The 23,078-nt window shown below is 58.2% G+C and carries 22 protein-coding genes and 1 pseudogene; 12 read left to right on the forward strand and 11 right to left on the reverse strand.

Annotated elements, in window-relative coordinates; genetic code table 11:
• Window positions 1–266 precede the first annotated feature (266 nt).
• The 3 genes from QQJ86_RS19740 to QQJ86_RS19750 all read left to right on the forward strand — a co-directional run bounded on the left by QQJ86_RS19740 (window position 267) and on the right by QQJ86_RS19750 (window position 2,043).
• Entirely contained in the window at window positions 267–623 is a 357-nt protein-coding gene (locus QQJ86_RS19740) for a hypothetical protein (RefSeq protein WP_284322694.1), read from the forward strand.
• Window positions 624–897: 274 nt separating this feature from the next.
• Entirely contained in the window at window positions 898–1,209 is a 312-nt protein-coding gene (locus QQJ86_RS19745) for a KGG domain-containing protein (RefSeq protein WP_284322695.1), read from the forward strand.
• A gap of 147 nt (window positions 1,210–1,356) precedes the next feature.
• Window positions 1,357–2,043, forward strand: a complete 687-nt coding sequence (locus tag QQJ86_RS19750) for a UdgX family uracil-DNA binding protein (protein WP_284322696.1) — start codon at window positions 1,357–1,359, stop codon at window positions 2,041–2,043.
• Window positions 2,044–2,114: 71 nt separating this feature from the next.
• On the opposite strand, the gene QQJ86_RS19755 is transcribed toward QQJ86_RS19750, so the two are convergent.
• The 3 genes from QQJ86_RS19755 to QQJ86_RS19765 form a co-directional block, all read right to left on the reverse strand.
• Complete coding sequence (locus QQJ86_RS19755) at window positions 2,115–4,049, reverse strand: hybrid sensor histidine kinase/response regulator (protein WP_284322697.1); 1,935 nt, start codon at window positions 4,047–4,049, stop codon at window positions 2,115–2,117.
• Between the two features lie 571 nt (window positions 4,050–4,620).
• Window positions 4,621–5,193, reverse strand: coding sequence for a DUF4142 domain-containing protein (locus tag QQJ86_RS19760; RefSeq protein ID WP_284322698.1), 573 nt, complete (start codon window positions 5,191–5,193; stop codon window positions 4,621–4,623).
• A gap of 5 nt (window positions 5,194–5,198) precedes the next feature.
• Entirely contained in the window at window positions 5,199–5,447 is a 249-nt protein-coding gene (locus tag QQJ86_RS19765) for a stress-induced protein (protein ID WP_284322699.1), read from the reverse strand.
• A gap of 179 nt (window positions 5,448–5,626) precedes the next feature.
• Between QQJ86_RS19765 and QQJ86_RS19770 the strand changes: the two genes are divergently transcribed.
• Window positions 5,627–5,827: a hypothetical protein gene (locus QQJ86_RS19770; protein WP_284322700.1), complete on the forward strand. Its 201-nt coding sequence runs from the start codon at window positions 5,627–5,629 to the stop codon at window positions 5,825–5,827.
• Between the two features lie 249 nt (window positions 5,828–6,076).
• Here the strand turns inward: QQJ86_RS19770 and QQJ86_RS19775 are convergent, their stop codons facing one another.
• From QQJ86_RS19775 to QQJ86_RS19785, 3 genes are all read right to left on the reverse strand, one after another.
• Entirely contained in the window at window positions 6,077–6,454 is a 378-nt protein-coding gene (locus QQJ86_RS19775; RefSeq protein WP_284322701.1) for a response regulator, read from the reverse strand.
• 103 nt (window positions 6,455–6,557) lie between these two features.
• Complete coding sequence (locus QQJ86_RS19780; protein WP_284322702.1) at window positions 6,558–8,033, reverse strand: sensor histidine kinase; 1,476 nt, start codon at window positions 8,031–8,033, stop codon at window positions 6,558–6,560.
• A 219-nt stretch (window positions 8,034–8,252) separates the two neighbouring features.
• On the reverse strand, window positions 8,253–8,636 hold the full coding sequence (locus QQJ86_RS19785) for a hypothetical protein (RefSeq protein ID WP_284322703.1): 384 nt from the start codon (window positions 8,634–8,636) through the stop codon (window positions 8,253–8,255).
• A 269-nt stretch (window positions 8,637–8,905) separates the two neighbouring features.
• On the opposite strand from QQJ86_RS19785, the gene QQJ86_RS19790 reads away from it, so the two are divergent.
• From QQJ86_RS19790 to QQJ86_RS19805, 4 genes are all read left to right on the forward strand, one after another.
• Window positions 8,906–9,775, forward strand: coding sequence for an SPFH domain-containing protein (locus QQJ86_RS19790; RefSeq protein WP_284322704.1), 870 nt, complete (start codon window positions 8,906–8,908; stop codon window positions 9,773–9,775).
• A 7-nt stretch (window positions 9,776–9,782) separates the two neighbouring features.
• Window positions 9,783–9,974, forward strand: coding sequence for a type II toxin-antitoxin system antitoxin (locus QQJ86_RS19795; RefSeq protein ID WP_284322705.1), 192 nt, complete (start codon window positions 9,783–9,785; stop codon window positions 9,972–9,974).
• Window positions 9,975–10,338: 364 nt separating this feature from the next.
• A complete protein-coding gene (locus QQJ86_RS19800; RefSeq protein WP_284322706.1) occupies window positions 10,339–10,620 on the forward strand; it encodes a CYTH domain-containing protein in 282 nt (93 codons plus the stop codon).
• Window positions 10,621–11,448: 828 nt separating this feature from the next.
• Complete coding sequence (locus tag QQJ86_RS19805) at window positions 11,449–12,420, forward strand: hypothetical protein (RefSeq protein WP_284322707.1); 972 nt, start codon at window positions 11,449–11,451, stop codon at window positions 12,418–12,420.
• A gap of 10 nt (window positions 12,421–12,430) precedes the next feature.
• On the opposite strand, the gene thiE is transcribed toward QQJ86_RS19805, so the two are convergent.
• The 4 genes and pseudogenes from thiE to QQJ86_RS19825 form a co-directional block, all read right to left on the reverse strand.
• On the reverse strand, window positions 12,431–13,072 hold the full coding sequence (gene thiE / locus QQJ86_RS19810) for a thiamine phosphate synthase (protein ID WP_284322708.1): 642 nt from the start codon (window positions 13,070–13,072) through the stop codon (window positions 12,431–12,433).
• Complete coding sequence (gene thiM / locus QQJ86_RS19815) at window positions 13,069–13,854, reverse strand: hydroxyethylthiazole kinase (protein WP_284322709.1); 786 nt, start codon at window positions 13,852–13,854, stop codon at window positions 13,069–13,071. Before thiM ends, thiE begins: the two co-directional genes overlap by 4 nt.
• A 97-nt stretch (window positions 13,855–13,951) precedes the next feature.
• A complete protein-coding gene (locus QQJ86_RS19820) occupies window positions 13,952–14,656 on the reverse strand; it encodes a LysR substrate-binding domain-containing protein (RefSeq protein ID WP_284322772.1) in 705 nt (234 codons plus the stop codon).
• Window positions 14,657–14,674: 18 nt separating this feature from the next.
• A pseudogene (locus QQJ86_RS19825) lies at window positions 14,675–14,857 on the reverse strand (helix-turn-helix domain-containing protein); the annotation flags it as partial.
• A 211-nt stretch (window positions 14,858–15,068) separates the two neighbouring features.
• Here QQJ86_RS19825 and QQJ86_RS19830 point away from each other — a divergent pair.
• From QQJ86_RS19830 to QQJ86_RS19840, 3 genes are all read left to right on the forward strand, one after another.
• A complete protein-coding gene (locus QQJ86_RS19830; protein ID WP_284322710.1) occupies window positions 15,069–15,833 on the forward strand; it encodes an SDR family oxidoreductase in 765 nt (254 codons plus the stop codon).
• Window positions 15,834–16,014: 181 nt separating this feature from the next.
• On the forward strand, window positions 16,015–16,617 hold the full coding sequence (locus tag QQJ86_RS19835) for a DNA-3-methyladenine glycosylase (protein ID WP_284322711.1): 603 nt from the start codon (window positions 16,015–16,017) through the stop codon (window positions 16,615–16,617).
• Window positions 16,618–17,132: 515 nt separating this feature from the next.
• Window positions 17,133–20,555 carry a two-component regulator propeller domain-containing protein gene (locus tag QQJ86_RS19840; protein WP_284322712.1) on the forward strand — a complete coding sequence of 1,141 codons (3,423 nt, stop codon included), beginning with the start codon at window positions 17,133–17,135 and terminating at the stop codon, window positions 20,553–20,555.
• A gap of 250 nt (window positions 20,556–20,805) precedes the next feature.
• Here QQJ86_RS19840 and QQJ86_RS19845 read toward each other — a convergent pair whose 3' ends face one another.
• Entirely contained in the window at window positions 20,806–21,729 is a 924-nt protein-coding gene (locus QQJ86_RS19845; RefSeq protein WP_284322713.1) for a LysR family transcriptional regulator, read from the reverse strand.
• 283 nt (window positions 21,730–22,012) lie between these two features.
• On the opposite strand from QQJ86_RS19845, the gene QQJ86_RS19850 reads away from it, so the two are divergent.
• Window positions 22,013–22,813: a response regulator transcription factor gene (locus QQJ86_RS19850; RefSeq protein ID WP_284322714.1), complete on the forward strand. Its 801-nt coding sequence runs from the start codon at window positions 22,013–22,015 to the stop codon at window positions 22,811–22,813.
• The last annotated feature ends 265 nt before the right edge of the window (window positions 22,814–23,078 follow it).

The raw sequence follows: 23,078 nt of genomic DNA on the forward strand, positions 1-23,078 counted from the left end.
GGACTCGCCCTCGCTCGTTACAGAACGGTGGATAGTTTTACTCTCCACCGCTGGCCCATGAGGCCTTATTTAGCGCGGGGGCGAGTCCATGTAATTACGCGTTAAGCACTGCGAATTCGTAGGTTGGGGTGACGACCCCAACATTGCGATGCATGCAGGTATGGAAATGTTGGGATTTGCACCCAGACCTACGCGTTAAGCGCCACGTGTCACCGAAGGTGTTTGCAATTCGGTACTCCACGGCCGCCGCTGTTGTGGTGCGGTGTATGCCGGCCAAAGCCGGGCATTTTCTCGATGTTTCTTTCGAAATAATCTGGCGAAGTTTCCAGATCTTCCGAGGTCAGGCAAAAGCCAAGGTTGGAGCCGCGCGCCAGATTGGCATCATTTATCGGACGGTAGCGCATGCGTGGCATGCCTTCGGAGTGCCGTTCATGATCCTCGCTGCGGGGACCGAAGCTAAGTGTGCCATCGTCCGGATCTTGCAGGCCTGGTTGCGCGGGGCGCATCGCTATACGGTGATGGCCGAAGCGTGTGTATGTTTTCTTTGCTTGGCTTGTCATGGAGGCACTCCTCCCGTCGAAATTGATACGAAATTACTGCGCACCGGAGTGGCGGGACGGTGAATCGGAAGCTAGGCCGACGTGATGTCGGTGCAGCTGTTCATATATGTGTGAAAGGCTTGCTTTGCGAGCCGCAAGCACACTCACCAGCGCTTGCTACGCATGTTTTTCGCGTTAACGCTCGATAGCTTGTTATGTGACGCGCGGCAGATTTTTGAACATATGTTATGTATGGGAAGCACGTAAGCATCACACAAGCGATGGCATGTTCGCCTTACCCATGGTCGTTTTTATAAGTACGACGAAATTTTGCGAGATCAGCGCAAGAGGTAATGGCATGAGCAGGAAACAGCATGACCCGGATAAGGGCGCTATGAGCGTGCGCGAGGCCGGCCGGAAGGGTGGCGAGGCACGTAAGGAACAATTGGGGCCAGAAGGTTATTCGAAGCTCGGCAAGAAAGGTGGCGCCGCACGCAAGGAAGAGCTTGGTTCGGAAGGCTATTCCGCACTCGGCAAGCAGGGCGGCGAAGCGCGCCGGCAGGAACTGGGGCGTGAAGGGTATGCGGCGCTGGGGAAGAAGGGCGGTATGCGCAGTCGCACATCCGTGGACCGTGCAAAAGGGCAAGGTCCGCACCATTCACAACGATGAACGGCGCGCGTGAACAAGTGAGGCATTCACCGCGGTGAACTGTTCACATGAATGGTTTATCGATGTGGTGGTTGACGGAACCTGCACATTCTTTCCATAGACGGTGTTGGAAGCTTCACGCAGGCAATGCTGCGAGGATGATTTCAGATGCCGCAAACACCACCGGCTTGGGAATCTCCGTTGGCGCGTCCATCGACGTTGCCGCCGCCGCATGGAACCTTGAAGGAATTGCACGAGCTGGCCTCGCGCTGTCACGACTGTCCACTGTGGAAGCATGCGACGCAGACGGTCTTCGGCATAGGGCCGGCGCATGCCGCATGGATGCTGGTCGGTGAGCAGCCAGGGGTGCAGGAAGATGCGGAAGGTGAACCGTTCGTAGGTCCTGCGGGCGCATTGTTGGATCGCGCGCTGCAAGAGAGCGGGCTGGACCGCAACGCGGTGTATCTCACCAATGCGGTGAAGCATTTCAAATACGAGCTGCGAGGCAAGCACCGCCTGCACAAGCGCGCCAACGCGACAGAGCAGGCCGCTTGCCGCGAATGGCTTGCTGCGGAACTGCGAGAGGTGCATCCACAGCGCATTCTGGCCTTGGGCACGATGGCGGCGCAGGCGTTTTTTGGCACGGCGTTCCAACTTACGATGAGTCACGGCCGCTGGTTCCGATTGCCAGGTGGCATCGACGCGATGGCAACGTGGCATCCATCATCAGTGCTGCGCTCAATCAATCGCGATACGCACGATCACCGGTATCAGCAATTGGTGGATGACCTGCGGGCATTTGCAGCGGGGCCGGCGAATGCGCATTCGCCTTCGGTGGTGGGCAGAGGTGTGTAATGTGTAGCTTGGGGTGCAAACCCCAACATCATCATCCATGCATACATCGGGATGTTGGGTTTGCATCCAACCTACAAAGCTTCCGGCTGCAACAGCAGCTTCGCCTTCGCCAATAGATCACCCATGTCGAACGGCTTGATCAATGCTTCCGTGGCGCCGTCCAGCACGCTGTAATCAAGCCATTTGGTATCGGCATAACCGGTCATCAGAATCACGCGCAACGCGGGAAATTGCTTGCGTGCCTGGCAGCACAGTTCGTAACCGTCCATGGTTGGAAGATCGATATCCGACAACAGCAGATTCCATGATGAGCCCGTTGCCAGCATCGCCAGGGCTTGGTCACCCGAAGCGGCTTCGGAAACCTCACAGCCCAGCTGGCGCAGGCGTGCCGCCACGGATTGACGAATGGTTTCGTTGTCTTCTACCACTAACACGCGGAATCCGTGCAGATCAGGCGCGGTCTTGTCTTCTTTCGGTGGTACGGCGTCCAGGATCGCTTGGTCGCAAGGTAGATAAAGCAGCACGGATGTGCCCGCTCCAGGCATGCTGCGGATATCCACCGCGCCACCGTATTGCGTAACAAATCCATAGACCATGGAAAGACCGAGGCCGGTGCCGTGACCTTCCGGCTTGGTGGTGAAGAAAGGCTCGAACGCACGCCGCCGCGTTTCCTCGCTCATGCCGGGGCCGTCGTCGGCAACGGTGATCTCCACATAAACGTTGTGCGTGAGATCAAGCGCAACCTGCACGCTGCTGTCACCGGGCTTGCAGATGCGGCAGGCCATGCTGAGGTGTCCGTGGCCGGCCATGGCATCCCGTGCGTTGACGGCTAGGTTGACCAGCGCGCTTTCCAACTGGCCGCTGTCGCAGGCAAGCGACGGCAAGTCATCCGGAAACGACACATCCAGCGTGATGTCGTCACCCAGTGTGCGATCGAGCAGCTCACGCATCGAACTCAGTACCTTGCTCACGCATGTACGCTGCCCGGGGCTGGTTTGTCGCCGAACCAGCGAAAGCAGGCGTTGCGTAAGGCGGCCGGCACGCAGGGCGGCATCCAGCGATACCGTCACGTGGCGCTTGGCCTGCGCGGCGTGGTGGCGATCCAGGGATAGCGACGCCAGTTCCAGCGAACTGATGATGCCTTGCAGGGCATTATTGAAATCGTGTGCGATGCCGCCGGTGAGATGTCCGATCGCTTCGATCTTCTGCGCGTGCACGATCTGTTCGCGCGCGTCACGCAGGCGGCGTTCGGCAAGGCGCTGCTTGGTTTGATCGTGAATGATCAAGGCAAAACCTAGCAGGGTATCGTCGCTTTCCTGCACCGCTTCGATGATGACTTCGGCCGGAAAGCTTTCGCCATTGGCGCGCCGAAGCTCGCATTCGGCGTTCGCGCGTCCGCTCCGGCTCGCCGATCGCAGAAGATGCCACGGCAGATCGTTTGTGCGTTGCGGTTCATGGAAGAAGGTCGAGAGCGATCGGTTCGCCACCGCCTGGGCCGCGTAGCCGGTCATGCGTTGCGCGCCGAGATTCCAATCCAGTACGTTGCCGCGCAGGTCAAGCATGCAGATCGCGTATTCAGTCACGTCGTTCACGAACAGGCGGAACCGTCGTTCGTATTCACGCAGGCGAAGCTTCAGTCGCTTCTGGGCATGCAGGTCGCGCACGACCATGGCAAAGCCATGCACGCTCTCGTCACTGCCTTTCAGGGCATGCAAGGAAATTTCGACGCGAATGCGCTGGCCATGGTTATGCGGCAACCAGGTTTCCATGCGTGCGGGGTGGTCGGCACTGATGGCATTCAGTGCGGCGTCCAGTAGTTCGGTATCGCGCGATTCTGAATAAAGGCTTGCGTAATGCTTGCCGAGTAGATCCTGCACGTCATGAGTGTTGAACAACGTCTCTCCGGATTGGACGGCTGCAACATATCCGTAGCGATCCAGAATGAGAACAGCGTGATCGACAGGCAACGAATGGGAAGGGCTGTCGTGAAGTAACGCTAGCGGCATGGGAGGGCTCGAGCACGTGAAGCCGGGCGGTCGACCAGCGCTTTGCTCGATTCAATCGAGAGAACGCTGCGTTTTACTCATGCAACAGCAGAGGACGCCACGCATGAACATGGCCGTTGCGCGAGGTTCGAGCCCTCGAAACCCGCACAACGTTGGCTGGCGTGATCGGTGTCAGTGCATCGCACAAACGTCTCAATGAGTGCAAACGTTTTCTGTTGCGACGCCCGCCCGACTACATCCGTATCCGTCGGTACCAGCCCCCTTGGTCCGTTACTGTCAAATCAAGATGATCGTCATTGCGTAATCGTAATGTGAAAAACATACGTATCTACATATAAAAAAATGTCTATTTTCAGGGTTTCTTCACTTTCATCGTCAAAGCGACGTTTCCGCCGCGTCTATTTGACGTTTTTGTGTCGCGCTGTGGATGAGGTCGTTGATATGGCTAGCGCAATGTTTTTTCTCGCTTAGATGCAAGGTTATTCGTCCCGTGGTACATGTCGAGATCGAAAACATGAAAGCAACATCATGATGTGCGCATACATGGCAATGTTGGAGGTTGCCCTCCAACCTACATAGGCGGCAACGACGGCTCCACCGCGTCGGCCACACGTGGCTCCAATTCCTCGGCCATCTTCAAATGCAAATCGAGCGTAGGCAGCGTCGCTTCGGCCAGATGCCGTATTTCGGCATTCGCACTGGTAGCCGCTGCGGTGAACAGGTCGATCGCCTTGCGGTTATCCTGCACGATCACCTCGTCGTAGGCTTGATCGAAAGCATCGCCGCGAAGCGTGCACAATTGCTGCGCCTGTTGCTGCGTTTTCTGGCCCGGTTCCGCCGAAACGTTCACGCGATAACGCCATGCCAAGCTTGCCAGTTTGCGGTTCACCTGAGTCTGGTCATCGATGATGCGCTTGGCCATGTATTGCACGGATGCCGCGGAAGATGTCTTCAAAGCCAGTTGGCTTAGCGCGACTTCGGTGGCCGACACGGTTACGGCTTGGCGCAGAAAGCGTCTGTCTTCCTTGCTGATGTTGTTGTGGATGTGCGCTGGATGGTTGGCGCCGGTTTTCAACTGGTAGTAGATCACTACCACAACGAGCGCAAGAATGCCGGAGAGCAATGTGATCTGAGTCAGGTCCATGGTTCTTATGAAGTTTCGGAAACATCTTCGTGTGCAGTACCGCGGTCGCCCAACTCGGCCATAGGCTTACGGTTGCGGCTGATCTTGCTGCCGCCTTTCTGGCCGGCTTTGCGTGCTTCTTCGGGGGTGAAGCGATGAGCGCGGCCTCTGGCATGGGCGATGCGACCGCCCAAGCTGGCCACTTCTCGGCGCCGGCGCTCATCCATGGCGGCAAAACCCCGAGGAGAAACGTTGCTCTTGTCGTGATCGGACATGACGACACTCGTTACGCACATTGGCAGGGGTGTTGAGTGTTCAACCTCGTGTCTGCGAAGCACGTGAATGTGTGGCAAAGAGGAAGTGAACGCTTTTATTGCCTCAACGTTCACGAAACAGACGCGTGCTTCACCTGCAAAAGCGGATAGTGGTTCGCAATAAAAAATGGAGGCGGACCATGACGACCCTATCCGAGCGGCGCGTGCGGCATCTGGAGCGCCTCTGCGGTCAACTGCTTGCGCAGAATCATCGATTGATCGAACGCAATGCTCAACTGATGATGGAGATCCAGACATTGAATCGTGAAAGCGGCGTAACGCTTCCAGTGAGTAATGTCACGCGCATTCCGCTGTCGCCGCGGCTTCATCCGGTTCGTTGAGATAGGGCGGCGATTGGATGAAGCAATGTCGTAGCGGTGCGCATGACAGCTACATGCACGGCAACTAATGACATTTTCTTGGCAATGGTTTTAAAGAAAGTGCGTGCAAGTCGGTGCGCTTAGGCTGGGAGGTTATGAGTCGGTCGAGATGCATGCTGCATAGTCTTCAGAGCGTATGTTCAGGCGAAGCCGCAGGCGTCCATATCCGGGGGACGCCTGCGGAGGGGTTGATGTTGGGGACGCCCTCTTTTATTTCCGATTGGCGAACAAGCCGTTGAGGCATCCAAATAGCTCGTGCAGGTGCACCGGCTTTTGCAATCGCTGAAGGTGCGCGTAGTTGCGTGGAATGGCGTCGCTGTCGTAGCCGGTGGTCAAGATAATGGGTACGTTGTCGGCTATCAGGCGATCGGCTAGCGGAAACACGCGCTCACCGTTCAAATTCACATCGAGCACAGCGGCATCCGCGTGCGCACCTTCGTCCAGTGCAGTCATGGCGCTGGCGATGTTTGGAAAAGGACCCACCACGCGCACGTCTTCCATCTCGAACGCGGAGCACAGGGCGTCGGCGATCAGGTATTCGTCTTCTACCATGAGCACCGATTTTCCGTTCAGGTGATTGGAATTCATGTACGCACGTTCCCCAAGCAAAGCATCCTATTTACATGCAACTATGCTTAGGCTGCGTGTACGTATTGAGAATTGATGCCCTTTTCCCCAGGCGAGTCGCAGGCTATGCCAGCACCGGTACGGAAATCGAACAGCAAACTCCCTCAGGCATCACTTCGAAGTGAGTTGTTGCCCGGAGCTGATAGGGCAATGCGCGCTCGATCAGTTCACGGCCATAACCCGGCTGCATGGGAATGTCATCGATGTGGATGATGTTCACGCCTGTTTCTCTCCAATGCACGTGAAGAAGCGGTGGCTGCTCCTCGTTTTGTTCCACCTCCCAGCGCACGGTGAGATGCGCGGTCGGGCAGGCAAGCGCACCATATTTCACCGCGTTGACCACCAGTTCGTGGATGGCCAGCGCAAAGGTTTGCAAAGTGGAGGAGCGCAGGCGCACACCCACCGGGCCTTCCAGGGTGATCTGCTTCAGTGACACGGCGTGTGCCGCCAGTTCGGTGCGCAACAGGCCGTCAAACGTGACTTTTTCACCCTGTACCAGGCGCGACAGATAAGCCTGTACGCTGCTGATGGCATCCAGCCGCGAGGAGAACACGTCGGCGAAGCTCTTTAATGTGGTGTGCTTGGACAGCGTGCGGTCGAAAATCACCTGGATCACGCTGAGCAGATTGCGCGTGCGATGCTGCAATTCCGTGTTGAGCACTTGCAGCTGGCCGGTAAGCGCTTCACGCAGGGCATCGCCTGCGTGCGCCCATTCGGCATCCGCGGTATCCAGCAGGCGCCGCGCCAGGTCTTGATGCTGCGCCATCAGCATGATCATGTCCGTTTCGTAGCCCACCTCTGGATGCGTTTCCGTCCAGTAGTGCGCGGTGCGGATAAAGGTGAGCAGGGCGGTGATGTGTTCGAATGATCTGTCGCCCACGGCACGCCGCACGGCGGCGCGTGCTTGCGCCGATCGCGCGGGCACCACGAACATCACCGTGATCGCATCGAGCAGATCCTCTTCGGCTTTGGTTTGTGGTGCGGGAATGTTCGTGGGCTGGGTGTAGTTTTCCAGCCGTGCGAATACCGCCTCCAGTTGTGCAGCGTTGAGTACCGGGCGGCTCAGCAAGGTGTTTACCTGCTCGATGGTTTCCGGCGCGGCACGGGCGTCACCGGCTGGATTGCCTTTGCCGATGAGGAAGCCGACATGTCGAACGATGCAGTAGCGCACCTCGCAGAAGCGCGACAGATGCACGAATAGCCGCTCCTTGAACAGCGATGGCAGTGGGTTGTCGAGATAGGCAGCTTTGGCCTGCGCCCAGAGTTGTTCGGCAAGTTCGGGTGCTGCTTCGGTGGGTGTGAAAAACTGGGGCAGCACGCCGAGGCGTTCCTGGACTTCGCGTTTGAAGCGGCTTTGCGCGCCCGTGCCGCCGGTGGCACGCCAGCGCGCGCGGATGGCCGCGAAAGATAGGAACTCCCGGATGAAGTTCCGACGTGATGACCTCGTCACACTGAGCATCGCCGGTCCGTCAGTCAGTACGCGAATGGTTTTTTGCAGCACGGCGACGAAGGATGGTCGGGGCGAGGCAGGGCTTCTCATTTCTAGTTTTTCTTCGTTACATAGATGGCTGCAACAAAACGAACACAAAAAACTGCAGCAACGACGTCGACGTGCTGTAGGTTTGATAGCCAGCGGAACTATGGCATCCCACATCTCAATGCCGCGCACAAAGATCGTCAGAGGCGGCTTCACATTCCCAGGTGCTGTGAGCGATCTCGCGAATGCGCGCTTACCGCTAAGCGGGCGAGCGCGTGGCTTTCATGGATAGGATTCGGACATCAGCACGGCGACAGGCCATTCGGAGAACAGCGTACGAGCGGGCAAGCCTTGCGCGCCGCCCTGGTACGTTCGGTGAGTAAATAAATCAGAGAAGGTGCACGCGACGTCATCATTGGCACAGGCAATCGCAGTGTCACCCCAGAATTCCTTGCTAACCATCGGGCGATCTTCGTTCACGCCCGCCGCACAAAGCCGTGGTACGGCAACCAGCAAACAGTACCGTTCAAAGCGGCGCATAAAGGCCACGATGTGTTCGCGCCGCCAGCCCATGACATCGAGCGGTTCGTAGCCGGCTCGCGCGAACAACTCCGGCCTGCGTCGGCGCACACGCAGCAGGCGGTGAATCAGCTGTTGCTTGATCACGCCGCTGCGGTAATCGGCCAGCAACTGTTCGGGTAGCAGGTTGCCGTCGAAGGTGGCTTTGCGCGTGTCGTAGTCAACCGGGCGGCGATTGTCCGCATCCCCAAGCGGACATCAACCCGTAAGGAAGCTCCGCACATGTCACCGTATCTTCGATTTAGACCGAGTGGTGTCCTCGCCGATGGCGGGTGGCTCCAAAGTGGAGCCTTCCTGATACTGGAAAGTGATATCATTTTGATATATATCTAGGCTTATCCTACGGAGACCTAGTCATGAACGAGCGCCAAGGATTTTCGATCGCCGGTATTCCATTCATTGTCGGATGGCTTATCGCCATTTTGGTTGGCATCGGTTTGTTGTTCCATGTCGATCCGGCCGCTCTGCCGTCATTGATTGGGGTAGTAGGCATTCCAGCCTTTGTTCTCGCCATCTGGGTGGTCAGAGGCTTCTTCCAGGTGGCTCCCAACGAGGGCCAAGTGTTGCAACTATTTGGCAGCTATGCTGGCACCGTGCGCACAGAGGGCCTACGGTGGACGAACCCTTTCTGCACGCGCCGCCGCGTATCGTTACGTACGCGAAATTTTGAAAGCAGCAAATTGAAGGTCAATGACAACGACGGAAACCCGATCGAAATCGCGGCGGTCATCGTTTGGCAGGTCGTTGACACCGCCGAGGCGACGTTCTGCGTAGATAACTATGAAAACTTTGTGCAAGTTCAAAGCGAGTCCGCGCTTCGTCAAATGGCACAGAGTTATCCCTATGACGGGCATGACGATGGTAAACCGTCGCTCCGCAGCCACGGGGACGAGATTAACAACCATCTACGCGATGAAATTCAGGCGAGGCTCGGTAGGGCCGGTGTGCAGATAAGCGAAGCACGAATTAGTCATCTTGCCTACGCTCAGGAGATCGCACAGGCGATGCTGCAACGCCAACAAGCAGGTGCCATCATTGCTGCGCGTCAGCGCATCGTTGAAGGTGCCGTGGGCATGGTCGGCATGGCACTGGAAAAACTGCGCACTCAGGGGGTGGTTGATCTTGACGAAGAGCGCAAGGCCGCCATGGTCAGCAATTTATTAGTGGTACTGTGCGGCGAACGCGGTACGCAACCAGTTCTCAATACCGGCACGTTGCACAATTGAAGGCGACATGAGCGCCGAAAAAAAAGCCTTTCCACTTCGTATCAACGCAGGTGTCCTTGACGCTATGCAGCGTTGGGCTGATGACGAATTGCGCAGCGTTAATGCGCAAATAGAGTTTGTACTGCGACAGGCGCTCTACAAAAATGGTCGACTGAAAGCGCCCAAGGTAAAACCGATTATTGACGATGATCGCGGCTAGCACCCATGCTCGCAGAAGGTGTATGCATAGATCGGATAATGTTTGCTTCCGACCCGAACCGGCTATCCATTCAGGGGGAATGATGAGTATCGATGGCCACTTGGCAGCTTCACTTGGATTTCCTACAACCAAATACATGGCGGTCGAGCGTGAGCGTCGATGGCTGTGTCGCGCGGTACCTGATGGGATCGAACTCCGAACGGAACGTATAACTGACCTCTACGTAACTGGAGCATGCCTTCGGCTCAGGGAAGCTAGGCCTTTGTCGGGTGGCTCAGCGACTCTTCGTCTAACCCGAAAAGCCGATGTGGATTCGTACACTCGGCTCATTACGACCATTTACTTATCTGAGGAAGAATTCCGAATGCTTTCCACTTCGCTTCCAGGCAAGCGAGTGCATAAGCTTCGACATCGGCTGCCGCGGAAATCCGGCGTTGTAGTGGCGGTCGATGAATTTCAAGGTGAACTCTCCGGGCTTGTCATGGCAGAGGCCGAATTCGAATCGGCTGAACAGCTATCGACCTTTCCAGCGCCGCATTTTTCGAGATTTGAGGTCACGGATGATCCACGATTCACCGGCGGCTCTCTGGCGAGCCATGGCCTCCCCCATAACCTTTCAGAACTTCTTGCCGCGAATGTCAGCTAATCGGTAATGTCCGCAACCCACAGCGGACCTTACCGTTATGGTCGGTTCCAGCGTTTTGTTCAAACCTGATCAGACGTTCAAGTCGAGCAGAATTCGCGGCTATTTTTGCTTCTTTGCCGACCCTTCACCGCACCTAATGGGGCGCCGCCAAAAGCAGCGTGCATCCGTGCGTGCACTTTCCGCCAGCTCTTTGTGCTGGAAGAGCGCCGGGTGCCGAAACTGTTTCGAACTGCTGGTTGGCTCGTAGGTTGGGGTGCAAACCCCAACGTCGCGATGTATGCAGGTATGGCGATGTTGGGGTTTGCACGCCGACCTACATTCTTGGCGTGTACATGGGCGCGAAAAACAGCCCCAAAAATAAAACAGGCCGCCTCAACGGCGGCCCGGTCGGGCATCGGTCATCCATGTTGAGGAGGGGCCCCTCCTCGGCGCCTGACTTCCCGGCGAGCCATTTATCGCATATTGGCTGGCGGCTGTCAGGCCGTTTCACGGTGAATTCACGGAAAAAAGCTGCTTGTCCGTGATCCACTTGTCAATACGGGCCAGGGGATGCTCTGATCTATTCCACGCACCCGTCACCGCACTGTATGCGCGCAGCGGTTTGTCGTAGCGGGGAAGGCAGACTGGCCGTCTGTCGACCAGTCTGCCCTGCGCCGCGCAACACACCCTGCGGGCCTTCTGGACGTCATGCCGGGTACGTGGAATAGATCAGAGCATCCCAAGGTCTGGACGGCAACCCCACATCCATTTATAAGACGGGGCCGCGGCACGGCACGGTCGCCGCGGTCGAGGAGTGGTACGCATTCTGCAATGGATACAAGGATCCCCATGCATTTCGCCAAGGCAAAGGCTTCGTCGTTCCCTTATTTCGTGGCATTGGCCGTCATCCTGGTCAATCTGATTATCGATGCTTCCAGCATCTACCGCGTGCAGCACCTGCCCAGCGTCATGGCAGGGGGTGCCTCGGCGGCGAACATGATGTACGTGATGCTCGGTAGCCAATGGGTGACCATGGTGTTTTCGGCTGCGGTTGGCCTGGGCTACGCGCAATGGTTGATGGATCGGCGCCGGGCGGATCTGCCGTGGTACGCCGTGGTGGGTGTAGCGGTCGCGTATGTCGTGCTTTCGGTCGCCTTGAGTTATGGCTGGTTATCCGTGCAGCGGATGGCGACGGCGCGCATGGGCTTGGTTGGCGTGCAAGTCATGACCATAGTGAGCCTGTTTGTCTATCGCATTAATACGCTCATCGCGGTCATGCTGCCGTTGTGGTTGGCGTATCGCGTTGTGCGAGGGCGCATGGTGTCGCCGGGTGAGATGCGTTGGCGCAGCCTTCTGATCTTCGCGCTGCTGGTATGGGCGTGGCATTTGATGATCGTGCAGCTTGCGCTGCCTTCCGCGCTTGCCGCTGCCAGTGTGTATGGTCTTGATCTCTGGTCGATGGCGCCGTGGATGTATCTGGGCTCTTTTGCGCTCGTGTTGCCGATATGGTTCGCGGCGTTGCTTGCATGGCCTGGATCGATGTCTTCGGCTTATGTGTCGCGTGCTTTGCTTGCCAGCTTCCTGACCACTATCGTCAACATCGTATCCATGCTTTCCGTGGCCTTCGTCGTGGCGGCAGTCGTTTTCCGTCGAGCTGCAGGCGATTCAGCGATGGCAACTGGCGCCGCGCTGGTGGCGGCATTGCTGTGGTTCGTCATAACGCTGCCGCTATGCTGGCTTAGCGTGAAAGCGCTCATGCGTGACGCAACAGGGCGTGCGTCGGTCGAACAAGGTTATCGGCTTGGTGAGGGTTCGGCCTGACGGTATCCGCTCAGGCTGGCCTCGCCGCCACGATCTGCTTCCATAGTTCTCTCGATGCCTGCTGAGGATCGGGCGTTCCACAGATGGCTGACACCACGGCCATGCCGCTTGCACCGGTCGCCCATACGTCGCTGATGTGTTGCTGTTTCAGACCGCCGATGGCGACGGCAGGGACAGGGCAGGCGGCTACGATCCGCGCCAGGCCGGTGAAGCCGATCGGTTGTTCGTGATCGGGTTTGGTGGGCGTGGCGAACACGGGGCCTACGCCCACGTAATCGACCAGTGCCGGATCGACTGCTAGCGCCCCGCTTTCCGAATTCACCGACAGGCCTAGCAGCATGTCGGGGCCAACGCGCGCACGCGCTATTGAGGCGGGCATATCACGCTGGCCGATGTGCAGCGCATCCACTCCGGCTTCGATGGCTGCATCGATATCGTCGTTCATCACGATCAGCGCAGACGTATCGCGCAGTGCTTCTTTCACGTTGCGGGCCAACGCGATGCGTTCGGCTGTCGAAGCGCGTTTGTGTCGCACCTGTACCACGGTAGCGCCGCCGGCTACTGCCAGACGCGCGGTTTCCACCATCGAATGCAACTGGCAAAGATCCGGATCAAGCACCAGATAGAGCGAAAGATCGAAGGTTTTTTTCATGCGGGCATTACCTGCGCTTGCAAGGTATTTCCATCCAGCGCTGCAAGCGCATCGATGAAACGCCATGCGAACGAACCAGGGCCGGCCGCTTGTTGCGCAGCTTGCGAGCCGGCGACACCAAAACAGGCCAGCGCGCTTGCCGTGGCGATCAATGGCGATGCGGGCGCCACGGCCACGAACCCGCCGATCAGGCAGGTGAGGGCGCAGCCCATTGCGGTGACTTTGGGCATCAATGCTGAGCCACCCGCGATGCGCAAGGCGTCGCGTCCATCGGTCACGAAATCCACTTCACCGGTGATGGCCACCACGGCACGCGTGCGTTGCGCCAGAGACGTGGCCGAAGCTTCCGCGCGCTCCACGCTGTCACCGCTATCCACGCCACGTCCGGAACTTGCATTGCCGGCCAGCGCCATGATTTCCGACGCGTTACCGCGAATCACCGTGGGCCGCAATGCGAGCAATTCCTCCACTGCTTTGCTCCGAAACGTGGTGGCGAAATGCGCCACCGGATCGAGCACCCACGGCTTGCCACTTTCGTTGGCGGCTTCTGCCGCGGCACGCATGCCTTCCAGCCAGTGCGAGGAGAGCGTGCCGATATTGATCGTGACGGCGCCAGCTATGCGCGCGAATTCACCGGCTTCCTCGGGTGCATGCACCATCGCAGGGGATGCGCCGGCGGCGAGCAGAACGTTTGCGGCGAAGTTCATCGCCACGTAGTTGGTGATGCAATGGACGAGTGGGGATTCGCGGCGCAGTTGGTCGAGGAGGGCGGCGTAGGTCATGAGGGGGAGCGTAGAAGAGGAGGTTTATTCTATCCTCCACGAGGTTGCCCAAAGGACTTAAGGCTAAATACTCAAGTTAGTGCATTTCAGGTTTTCGCTATACCAATGGGCTGTTCGCCCATTCACGCACTGCCTGCGTGAACAATCTAAGCGCAGTCGGAGGATGTCGGTTCGCAGGATAGTAGAGACACGCACCTGCCAAGGAAGGACTCCAGTTAGGCAGCAAATGAATAAGTCGGCCTGAGGCCAAATGCTCTGCCACAAGGTAGTCGGGAATCCAAGCAATGCCGATACCTGCCAGTGCCGCATCAACCATAAGGTTTGTATTGCCGAGCGTCATCGGACCATCGACATCGACATCAGCGCTTGTGCCGTTACGTTCGAAATTCCAACGATAGAGCGCGCCGCTGAGAAATCGGAAACGGATGCATCGGTGCTTTCTTAGATCCTGTGGTGTCTTGGGTGGCTCATGCTGTGACAGATAGGCCGGTGACGCCACCGCAGCAAGCCGCATATCGGGCCCGAACCGAATGGCAATCATGTCACGTGGCACATCATCGAACAGTCGTATGCCAGCGTCGAAACCATCGGCCACGATATCTATCAATCGCGTGTCTACGACAATCTCGACGTGAATGTCTGGATACGTAGCCAGGAAACCGGGAAGAACGCGCTGAATGAGCGGCCGTGCCCCTGCTTCCGCTGCACTAATCCGTATGGAGCCCGAAGGACGATTGCCTGCTGAACCCACTTCGTTGATCGCATCGTCGAGGTCGGCGATGGCTGGCTGTACGCGACGCAAGAGTTGCTCGCCAGCCTCTGTTAGCGCAACGGCGCGAGTCGTCCGGTTAAAGAGTCGCACATTGATTCGCGCCTCCAGATTTCGCATCGCGTGACTAAGGGCAGATGGCGAAACGCCAAGCTTGCGCGCAGCCGCCCGAAAGCTTCGCTGCTCTGCGATGGCGATGAAAGCAGTCAGTTCGGATAGGCCGGCACGCAACATAGTTGAATTGTACTCAACAACCTATGAAATGCTGGCGATATTGTTGAGTAATTTATAACAAACTACCCTTTCAAGCGTAAATCGCCGACCTCATTGGGGCGCTATCTGCAACGCGTGCCCGCCACACGCCCCCCTCGATTTCAATCAAAACGGTCTTACGGGCTCGACAGCCGCCAACCGTTCGCCTTCGATATTTCTAGAGGACAAGACCATGGAAACAAACAGCCCTACGAGCAACAACATTGAAGGGAAAGTCATCGTGATCACCGGCGCGAGCAGCGGCCTGGGTGCGGCAACTGCACGTTATCTGAGCGCTCGAGGAGCCATCGTCGCGTTGGGCGCACGACGCCTTGACCGTATTCAATCACTGGCGGATGAACTAGTCCGCGGTAACGGCAAGGCTATCGCTCTGGCGACGGATGTCACCCGCCATGAGGAAGTTAAAGCATTGGTCGATACGGCCGTTCAAACCTTCGGGCGCGTGGACGTCATGATCAACAATGCCGGCCTGATGCCACACTCGCCACTTGAGCGACTCAAGATCGACGATTGGAACCAAACTATCGATGTGAATATTAAGGGTGTGCTGTATGGCATTGCCGCAGCGCTTCCGCACATGAAGGAGCGCAAGAGCGGTCACATCATCAATGTTTCGTCCGTTGCGGGCCGTGCCGTCCGACCCGGCAGTGCCGTCTATGCCGCGACTAAGAGCGCCGTGCTGATGCTGTCCGAAGGACTGCGCCAGGAAGTAAAACCCTATGACATCCGCACGACGGTGATCTCACCTGGCGCGGTGGCCACCGATCTCCCAAGCAGCGTCACAGAACCCGACGTCGCCAGCCACATCCAAAAATTCTACGAACAGTACGCGATCCCTGCCGAATCGTTTGCGCGCGCAGTTGCTTTCGCGATCAGTCAGCCACCCGAAGTCGATGTCAACGAAATCCTGTTTCGACCCACGCGGCAGGAGGGCTGAGATCCGCGCACCGTAGGCAGGGCCTTGTATCTACGGGCCATGTCTCATACATCCAACTGGATGTATGCCTCCACTCAGAGCGGACATCACTGCCTGATCAATGTATCGGTCTTCTGATCACATTGCCCTGGTCAAGCTGATCGTCTCCATCGGTATGTGCATATCATGGCAAGCTTATGTCATGACCATCGCAAGAAAGCCAAAGAAACCCCGCACACTCCCACGTTCGTTCTACAACCGCGACCCACTCATCGTCGCGCCCGAGTTGTTGAACAAGGTATTGCTCTGCCACGACGGCCGCGCTGGCCGCATCGTGGAAGTGGAGGCGTATCGCGGCGCAGACGATCCGGCGGCACATTCGTTTCGCGGCCCGACACCGCGCACTGAAGTGATGTTTGGCACACCTGGGCATATGTATGTGTATTTCACCTACGGCATGCACTGGTGTGCCAATACCGTGTGTGGACCGAAGGGAGCGGGCAATGCGGTGTTGATCCGCGCATTGCAGCCGATTGCCGGGCTGGACCTTATGTATGCAGCGCGTCCGCTGGCGAAGAACGACCGTCAGTTGTGCAATGGGCCGGCGTGTCTTACGCAGGCGATGAGCATTACCAAGCTGCAGAACGGTATCGACCTGGTGGGTGGCGATACGTATGCGATGGTCGATGATGGGATGTTGCCGCCGGAGCAGCTGGTGCAAACCACGCGCATCGGACTAACCAAGGCCGTGGATTATCCGTGGCGGTGGTATGTGGGTGACAGCGCGTATGTGTCGAAGAAATGAAGTGTTGTTTTGTCGACCCGCAGCACGCAGAAGTGACCGAAGGTTGGGTTGGCGCAGCGTAACCCAACAGCCGTCGGCCGGAATCGTTGGGTTACGCTGCGCTAACCCAACCTGCGGACCGCATGGTGGCATGCCGGACATGATTCGAGTTGGCCTGAAAAGACAGTCATCGACGCGAACCCTCACGAGCACCCCATGCAAAGGTGCACATGGACTTTACTGACAAGCACGGCGTAACCTCCCGCAAGTGAGTTTTGTCGGTCTAATGGATCGCGGCGGCTGAAGCCGCTGCGAAAGCCGGCGCCAGCAGACGCCGGAAGCAGGGGAAAGGCATGGCAGTAAGTGCACAGGGCAACGTGCTCGTCTTGGACGACGACACGCAGTTGCGGGACGACATGCTGGTGTCTAGGGATGCTCTGATCTATTCCATATCCTCAGCGCTTGATAACAGGCGGGCACGCTGGTGGCGTCTCCCGCTCATGGGATGGCTATTGCTGATTGGGCTGATGTCGCCCATGAAGCTATTGGCAGCGCAGCTTCCGCTCACCATCTATGACCAGAGCAGCGGCCTGACTAGTCTTTCGGTGATTCGCATCTACCAGGACCGCGAAGGTTTTGTCTGGGTAGGTACGGAGAAGGGGCTGTATCGCTTTGACGGCGTGGCCTTCAACCAGATCGGCGCCGAACAGGGGTTTCAGGTTTCCGAGGTAATCAGTTTCGCTGAAGACGCGAAGGGGCGTCTGTGGGCGGGATCGCGGGCAGGCCTGCAACTGCGTGAGAACGAACGCTTCGGCTGGGTGCGTCCAGAAGACAAACCTTTGGTGACCGACCGAGGGCAAACGCTGGCCGCCGACGAAGACGGTGGCATGTGGCTGGTAAGCGGCAATCATCTGCTACGACTTACGTCGGATGCTCAGGGGCATTGGCAGGTCAGCTCACCTTTCAGCAGCGAGCAACTGCGTGACCTTCCCGGACTCAGCAAGGTCAGCGCGGTGTTTCATCGCCACGGCACCACCTGGTTCGGTTGCGGCACTGAGCTATGCAGCCTGCGCGACGGACAACTGCGCCGCTATGGTCCGGGCGCCAATGTTCCGGCGGATAAGTGGCTGGGTTTCCTCAGTGCTAGCGACGGTAGCCTATGGGTGCGTGGCATACATGCCATACGGGTATTGCCGGAAGGTAGCGATGCATTTATCGCGCGCGACATGCCGGCGAACAGCGCGGACGTGGCCGCCTCCAGCATCGATATCGTGCAGGATCGTGAAGGTCGCGTGTTGACGCGCAGTTCGCTTGGCTTGGCGCGCTGGACTGGGCAGCGATGGGAGTTGTTTGGTCCCGACGACGGTTTGCCCGGGGTGGGCGTGTCATCGTTGATCGTGGATCAGGACGACACGGTATGGATCGGTACCTATGGTCGTGGCCTTCTGCATTGGAACAGTCGTGACGCCGTGGAAAATTGGACGGTGGCACAGGGGCTGAGCGGTTCATTGATCTGGTCGGTCACGCGTGCGAGCTCAGGTGCGGTGTGGGTAGCCGACGATTTAGGCGGAAGCGTGATTGCGCCATGGCAGGATCGCGCCCAAGCGTGGCCATTGACGATCGCTCCGCCGCGCCAGACGCGCACCGTGCTGGCCGCAGCGGATGGCTCGCTCTGGTACTTCCTGTTCGATGGACGCGTGTTGCGTTACGAACCCTCCAATGGCGATACCCGTGTGGTGGCAACGTTGCCCTTCCTGGTGCGTGGTGCTTTCCAGGATAGCCATGGGCGACTTTGGGCTTACACCCTTGGAGGACTCTACGAAGTCGATGCACAAAGTGGCCAGATCGAGCGGGCAGCGCCCGGCTTGATTCCCACCTCGATGTGTTCGGATCTGGCAGAGGACGGCGCTGGCCGGTTGTGGCTGGCGTGCAGTTCTGGGGTCTATCGCTATACCGCTGGGCACTGGAGCCATGTGCGCGTCTTGCCGCAGGAAACGCTGGGAGGATTCGAGAGCGTCCAGGTCACACCCGATGGACGGCTCTGGCTGAGTGCGCTGCAACCGGGGTTGCTGGTTGGCAAGGTAAGCGATGCAGAGAGCATCGATCTGACTTCCGTTCCCGATTCGCTGCTCGCGGATTCTCGCGTTTACTTTTTACGCACCGATCATCGCGGGCGCCTCTGGGTGGGCGGCAACAGCGGTGTGGACGTGCTGGACGGAGATCATTGGACGCGCCTGGACGTGCGTGACGGCTTGCTCTGGGACGAAACCAACCACGGCGCGTTCTACGCGGACAAGGATGGATCGGTATGGATAGGCACACCGATAGGTCTTTCTCATTTGCTCAAGCCGGAAGAGTTGCTGACGCCGCGCCAGATTCATCCCAGGCTGGTATCGGCCCAATACGGCAAGCGCGAACTTGATGGGCAGGGACAGCAGGTGGATTTCGACGTGGGCGGCGCACTGGTGCTTCGCTTCGCCGTGCTCGGAAACAGCTCAGGTAGCCCGGTGCGCTTCCGCTACCGTCTATCGAACATCGATCGCGACTGGGTGGAAGCGTCGACGCGGGAGTTGCGTTACGCCTCGCTGCCTCCAGGAAGTTATCGTTTTGAGTTGCAGACCATCGATGAAAACCAGCGCCGACTGTCGGCGCCAATCAGCCTGACATTCACATTGAGCCCACCATGGTGGCGCAGCAGTCCCGCTTACGTGGCTACCGTCTTATTGATCCTGGTTGCCATCGCGCTGGCGTGGCGCTGGCGCGTCCGGCTTCTGGTGAAGCATGCCCAGCGGCTGGAACAAGCCGTGGCGGTACGCACGGGGCAACTGCAGAACGCCATGCGTGCGCGCAGCATGTTGCTGGCACGCATCAGCCATGATCTACGTTCGCCGCTCTCCGGGATCGTTGACTCCGTGCGGCGATGGCGCGAAGGTGATGCGCAGCGAGACTATCCAGGTCTTATCGAAAGCAGCGTTCGCCAACAGCTGGAGCTGATCGACGAGCTGCTGGAATTTTCCAGGGACGAGCTCGCAGATTTGGAGTTGGTGGCGTCACCTGGCTATCTGCATGCGTTTCTGCAAGGTCTGGTCGAACATGCCGCATTGCTCGCCGAGAAGCATCGCAATCGCTTTGAATACCGCCACGCCGAGAATCTGCCCGCACTGATAAAGCTGGATTTCCGGCGACTGCGCCAGGTGTTGATGAATTTGATCGGCAATGCCGCCAAGTTCACGAACGATGGCTACATTCTGTTTACGGTGTCGGCAACATCGCTACAAGAAGGAAGCGTGCAGCTTCATTTCATGATCGAGGACAGTGGGATCGGCATTGAACCCTCCGATCGCGAACATCTGTCGCTGCCGTTTGCGCGAGGTAGTAATGCCGAGCCATACAAGGGCTATGGTCTGGGGTTAGCGATCGTCACGCAGATCCTGGAGCGCATGGACAGCCGCCTGAATATCAGCGCCGCATCCGGCGGCGGGAGCTGTTTCGGTTTTGTGCTGGATGTGCCGTTGGCCGACGAGAGCGAACTGGAACCTGACCTGTTCGAAGACGATGGCATTGCGGGCGAGGTCAACGGTGCGGGTCACACGATCCTGGTGGTCGACGATCATGCGCAGAGTCGAGAAATGCTCTGCGATCTGCTCGATGGTTTTGGTTTCGAGAGCCTTCCCGCTGCCGATGGCGACCAAGCGCTCGCGTTGCTGCAGCAGCAGTCAGTCAGTTTGATCATCACCGACCAAGCCATGCCAGGCATGGATGGCTGGGAGCTACTGCAGAAGGTGCGCCACGATTATCCCGAACTGCCTGTGCTGCTTTATTCGTCGCTGCCACCGCGCCGCGCGGAAGGCTTCGAGGAGTTGAAGTTCAACGATGCGTTGCTTAAGCCGGCTAGTGGGAAGCAGTTGCTGGTTCGCATCAGTCGGTTGCTTGAGCAGCGGTCGGAGCTGAGTGCTTAGGGACACTCTGATTTATTCAACACCGCTGATGAAGCGAGTAGGCTGGGATGAAATCCCAGCATCGGACAAGCAATGAATGCTGGGATTTCATCCAAGCCTACGATACTTACGGCCGTCATTCCCGCGAAAGCGGGAATCCATCTTTGCTTTTTTGCATCAGAGCAAATGGATTCCCGCTTTCGCGGGAATGACGGCCATGAGGAAATACAGATTTTCATGCAACCATACATTGATAGTGAAGCCGCAGCCTTCAATCAAACTTATCGACCGGAGTAATGCCCGGCGGCTGTGCAAGCGCAAGATGCCGTCGCGCGAACTGCACGAAGCTCACGGCGGCTTGGCTCATCGCTCGTTCCTGCAAAGTGAGCGCATGCAGTGGCAGCGGCGGCGGATTGTGCGATTCAAATACCGTGCGCAAGCCGCCTTCCTGCAGATCGGCGTGGCAGAGATAGAGCGGCAGCCGCGCATAACCCATGCCTGCCTTGGCTGCGGCCAGCAAGGTTGACACATTGTTGCTGGTGAAACGCGGAGACGCCCGTCGGCGCGATGCAGACGTTTGTTGCCGTGATGGTGTTGCGACGGCATGGCTGAGATAGTGCTGATCAGGTATCAAATCCGGATGTTCCGGCCGATCTGTTTGCGCTAGCAGTCGTGGGCTGGCGACCAGCACATGGTGCACGCTGCCCAGTGCACGCGCCACGATATCGGCACTGTCAGGCAGTGCATTACCCATGCTGAGCACGACGTCCGCTTGCTGTTCCAGCAAAGCATCGATACCGCTATCGCTCTGCGTGGCGCTGATCCTGGTATTTGGGCGCTGGCGCGAAAATCCTTCCAGCATGCCTTCCAATAAAGGCAGCAAGCGGCTGTCTGCCTGCACGCGTACATGGCCGCCGGGAGAACCTTTCGCCTCGCGGGCGGCGGCCTCCGCGGCCGCTGCGGCCTCACGGATCAAGAGTGCCTGCCGATACACCTGCTCACCGACTGCCGTGACGGAGAAGCGGCGCGCGTTTCTATGCAGGAGCTGAGCGCCCAGCCGTTCCTCCAGCTCGATGATCCGGCGGCTGAGTCGTGACTTGGTGGTACCCGCGCGTTGTGCCGCTGCAGAGAAGCCGCCGGCTTCCACCACCAAAGTCAGCAGATATAAGTCCATCAAATTATCTGGATTGTCCACGTTGCGACATCCCCTTGTAGTCGCCTAGGAGCCTGTCGGGCTTGAGTGGTCGAGGCCGATTTGCAGCCCGGCCAACTCAAGTACGACAGGCTCCTTGTCATGCCATCCACGCCGATAAAGGACGATGGTGGGAAGCGGCGAAAGATTAGTCGCGCTCCGTAGGACGATGTTTTGGAGGAGCTGACATGACCTTTGGGCGACGGGAGTGCCGGGCAGGCTGCTTTATAATGTCGGACAATACGGCTGGCGCCCGCCGCAACAGCCTTGCGATGTCAGGATGTCGGTGAGGGACGAACAGGGCGGTACGATGCTGATGCAGAATTCACCACTTATTTTGGTCATTGACGACCAGCCCGAGGAAATACGCGCGGTCACTGAGTTGTTTCGCAACGAACAACTACGCGTAAGCTTGGCGACGGATATGCGGCAAGGTTACGAGCGCGCGGTGGCGCTGATGCCTGACCTGATTCTGCTGGACGTGCGCATGCCAAATATTGATGGCCTCGCCGGCTGTCGTCTGCTGAAGGAATCGCCGCGGACACGCGACATCCCGATCATCTTTCTTAGCTCTGCAGGTGCGCAGGATGAGCGTCTGGAGGGGTTGCTGCACGGCGCGGTCGATTACGTACTCAAACCATGCCTGCCTGCCGAGGTATTGGCACGCGTACGCATTCACCTTCGATTGGCGCCGCGCAGCGCAGTGCCCGAACCGTCCACGCCGCAGGCATTGCTATCACCAGATGAGGTGATCCTGCGCGCGGCGATGCGCTTTATCGGTGCCAACCTCGCGAAGCTGCCCTCACTGGCTGACATCGCCCACAAAGTAGGGACGCACGACAAGAAGCTCTCAGCCATCTTCCGCGAACACTTGGGTACGACGGTGTTCGCCTGGATCAGGGACGAGCGGCTGCGCCGCGGACGCGAGCTATTGGCTGATTCGCGCATGAGCATGCAGGACATCGCCGAGCAGATCGGCTTCCGCGCCGCCTGCAATTTCACCACGGCTTTCCGCGAGCGCATGGGCGTTACGCCAAGTACCTTCCGACGCGGCCTGCAACAGCGCGCGGAAGAGGCCGCCGATTGAAGGCTCCCTGCTCGAAGCGTGACTCGGACAACAAAAAACTTCCCGCTAAGCCGTCTTGGGACATCCGCTACAGCAAAGCTTTGGGTGTGAAGACACATCGCGCGCGCAAACCACTATTGGCGCAGAACGAAAGCTTTGCTGCGATAGAAACATCGGGTGCACAGTTTTGCCGGAATGACCTTTCGTCACGCACGGCGTGACGCAATTTCCCGAGTTTGTGGCTTTGGTGTCGGCTTTTTCTCACCTAGCATACCGGCACGCGCTG

It is taken from the genome of Dyella acidisoli, assembly GCF_030160295.1.
Classification (GTDB): domain Bacteria; phylum Pseudomonadota; class Gammaproteobacteria; order Xanthomonadales; family Rhodanobacteraceae; genus Dyella_B; species Dyella_B acidisoli.

Bases quoted from the DNA above. Each gene is read 5' to 3' on its own strand.
- QQJ86_RS19740 (WP_284322694.1), top strand. From the start codon at position 267: ATGCCGGCCAAAGCCGGGCATTTTCTCGATGTTTCTTTCGAAATAATC.
- QQJ86_RS19745 (WP_284322695.1), top strand. From the start codon at position 898: ATGAGCAGGAAACAGCATGACCCGGATAAGGGCGCTATGAGCGTGCGC.
- QQJ86_RS19750 (WP_284322696.1), top strand. From the start codon at position 1,357: ATGCCGCAAACACCACCGGCTTGGGAATCTCCGTTGGCGCGTCCATCG.
- QQJ86_RS19755 (WP_284322697.1), bottom strand. From the start codon at position 4,049: ATGCCGCTAGCGTTACTTCACGACAGCCCTTCCCATTCGTTGCCTGTC.
- QQJ86_RS19760 (WP_284322698.1), bottom strand. From the start codon at position 5,193: ATGGACCTGACTCAGATCACATTGCTCTCCGGCATTCTTGCGCTCGTT.
- QQJ86_RS19765 (WP_284322699.1), bottom strand. From the start codon at position 5,447: ATGTCCGATCACGACAAGAGCAACGTTTCTCCTCGGGGTTTTGCCGCC.
- QQJ86_RS19770 (WP_284322700.1), top strand. From the start codon at position 5,627: ATGACGACCCTATCCGAGCGGCGCGTGCGGCATCTGGAGCGCCTCTGC.
- QQJ86_RS19775 (WP_284322701.1), bottom strand. From the start codon at position 6,454: ATGAATTCCAATCACCTGAACGGAAAATCGGTGCTCATGGTAGAAGAC.
- QQJ86_RS19780 (WP_284322702.1), bottom strand. From the start codon at position 8,033: ATGAGAAGCCCTGCCTCGCCCCGACCATCCTTCGTCGCCGTGCTGCAA.
- QQJ86_RS19790 (WP_284322704.1), top strand. From the start codon at position 8,906: ATGAACGAGCGCCAAGGATTTTCGATCGCCGGTATTCCATTCATTGTC.
- QQJ86_RS19795 (WP_284322705.1), top strand. From the start codon at position 9,783: ATGAGCGCCGAAAAAAAAGCCTTTCCACTTCGTATCAACGCAGGTGTC.
- QQJ86_RS19800 (WP_284322706.1), top strand. From the start codon at position 10,339: ATGCTTTCCACTTCGCTTCCAGGCAAGCGAGTGCATAAGCTTCGACAT.
- QQJ86_RS19805 (WP_284322707.1), top strand. From the start codon at position 11,449: ATGCATTTCGCCAAGGCAAAGGCTTCGTCGTTCCCTTATTTCGTGGCA.
- thiE (WP_284322708.1), bottom strand. From the start codon at position 13,072: ATGAAAAAAACCTTCGATCTTTCGCTCTATCTGGTGCTTGATCCGGAT.
- thiM (WP_284322709.1), bottom strand. From the start codon at position 13,854: ATGACCTACGCCGCCCTCCTCGACCAACTGCGCCGCGAATCCCCACTC.
- QQJ86_RS19830 (WP_284322710.1), top strand. From the start codon at position 15,069: ATGGAAACAAACAGCCCTACGAGCAACAACATTGAAGGGAAAGTCATC.
- QQJ86_RS19835 (WP_284322711.1), top strand. From the start codon at position 16,015: ATGACCATCGCAAGAAAGCCAAAGAAACCCCGCACACTCCCACGTTCG.
- QQJ86_RS19840 (WP_284322712.1), top strand. From the start codon at position 17,133: ATGAAGCTATTGGCAGCGCAGCTTCCGCTCACCATCTATGACCAGAGC.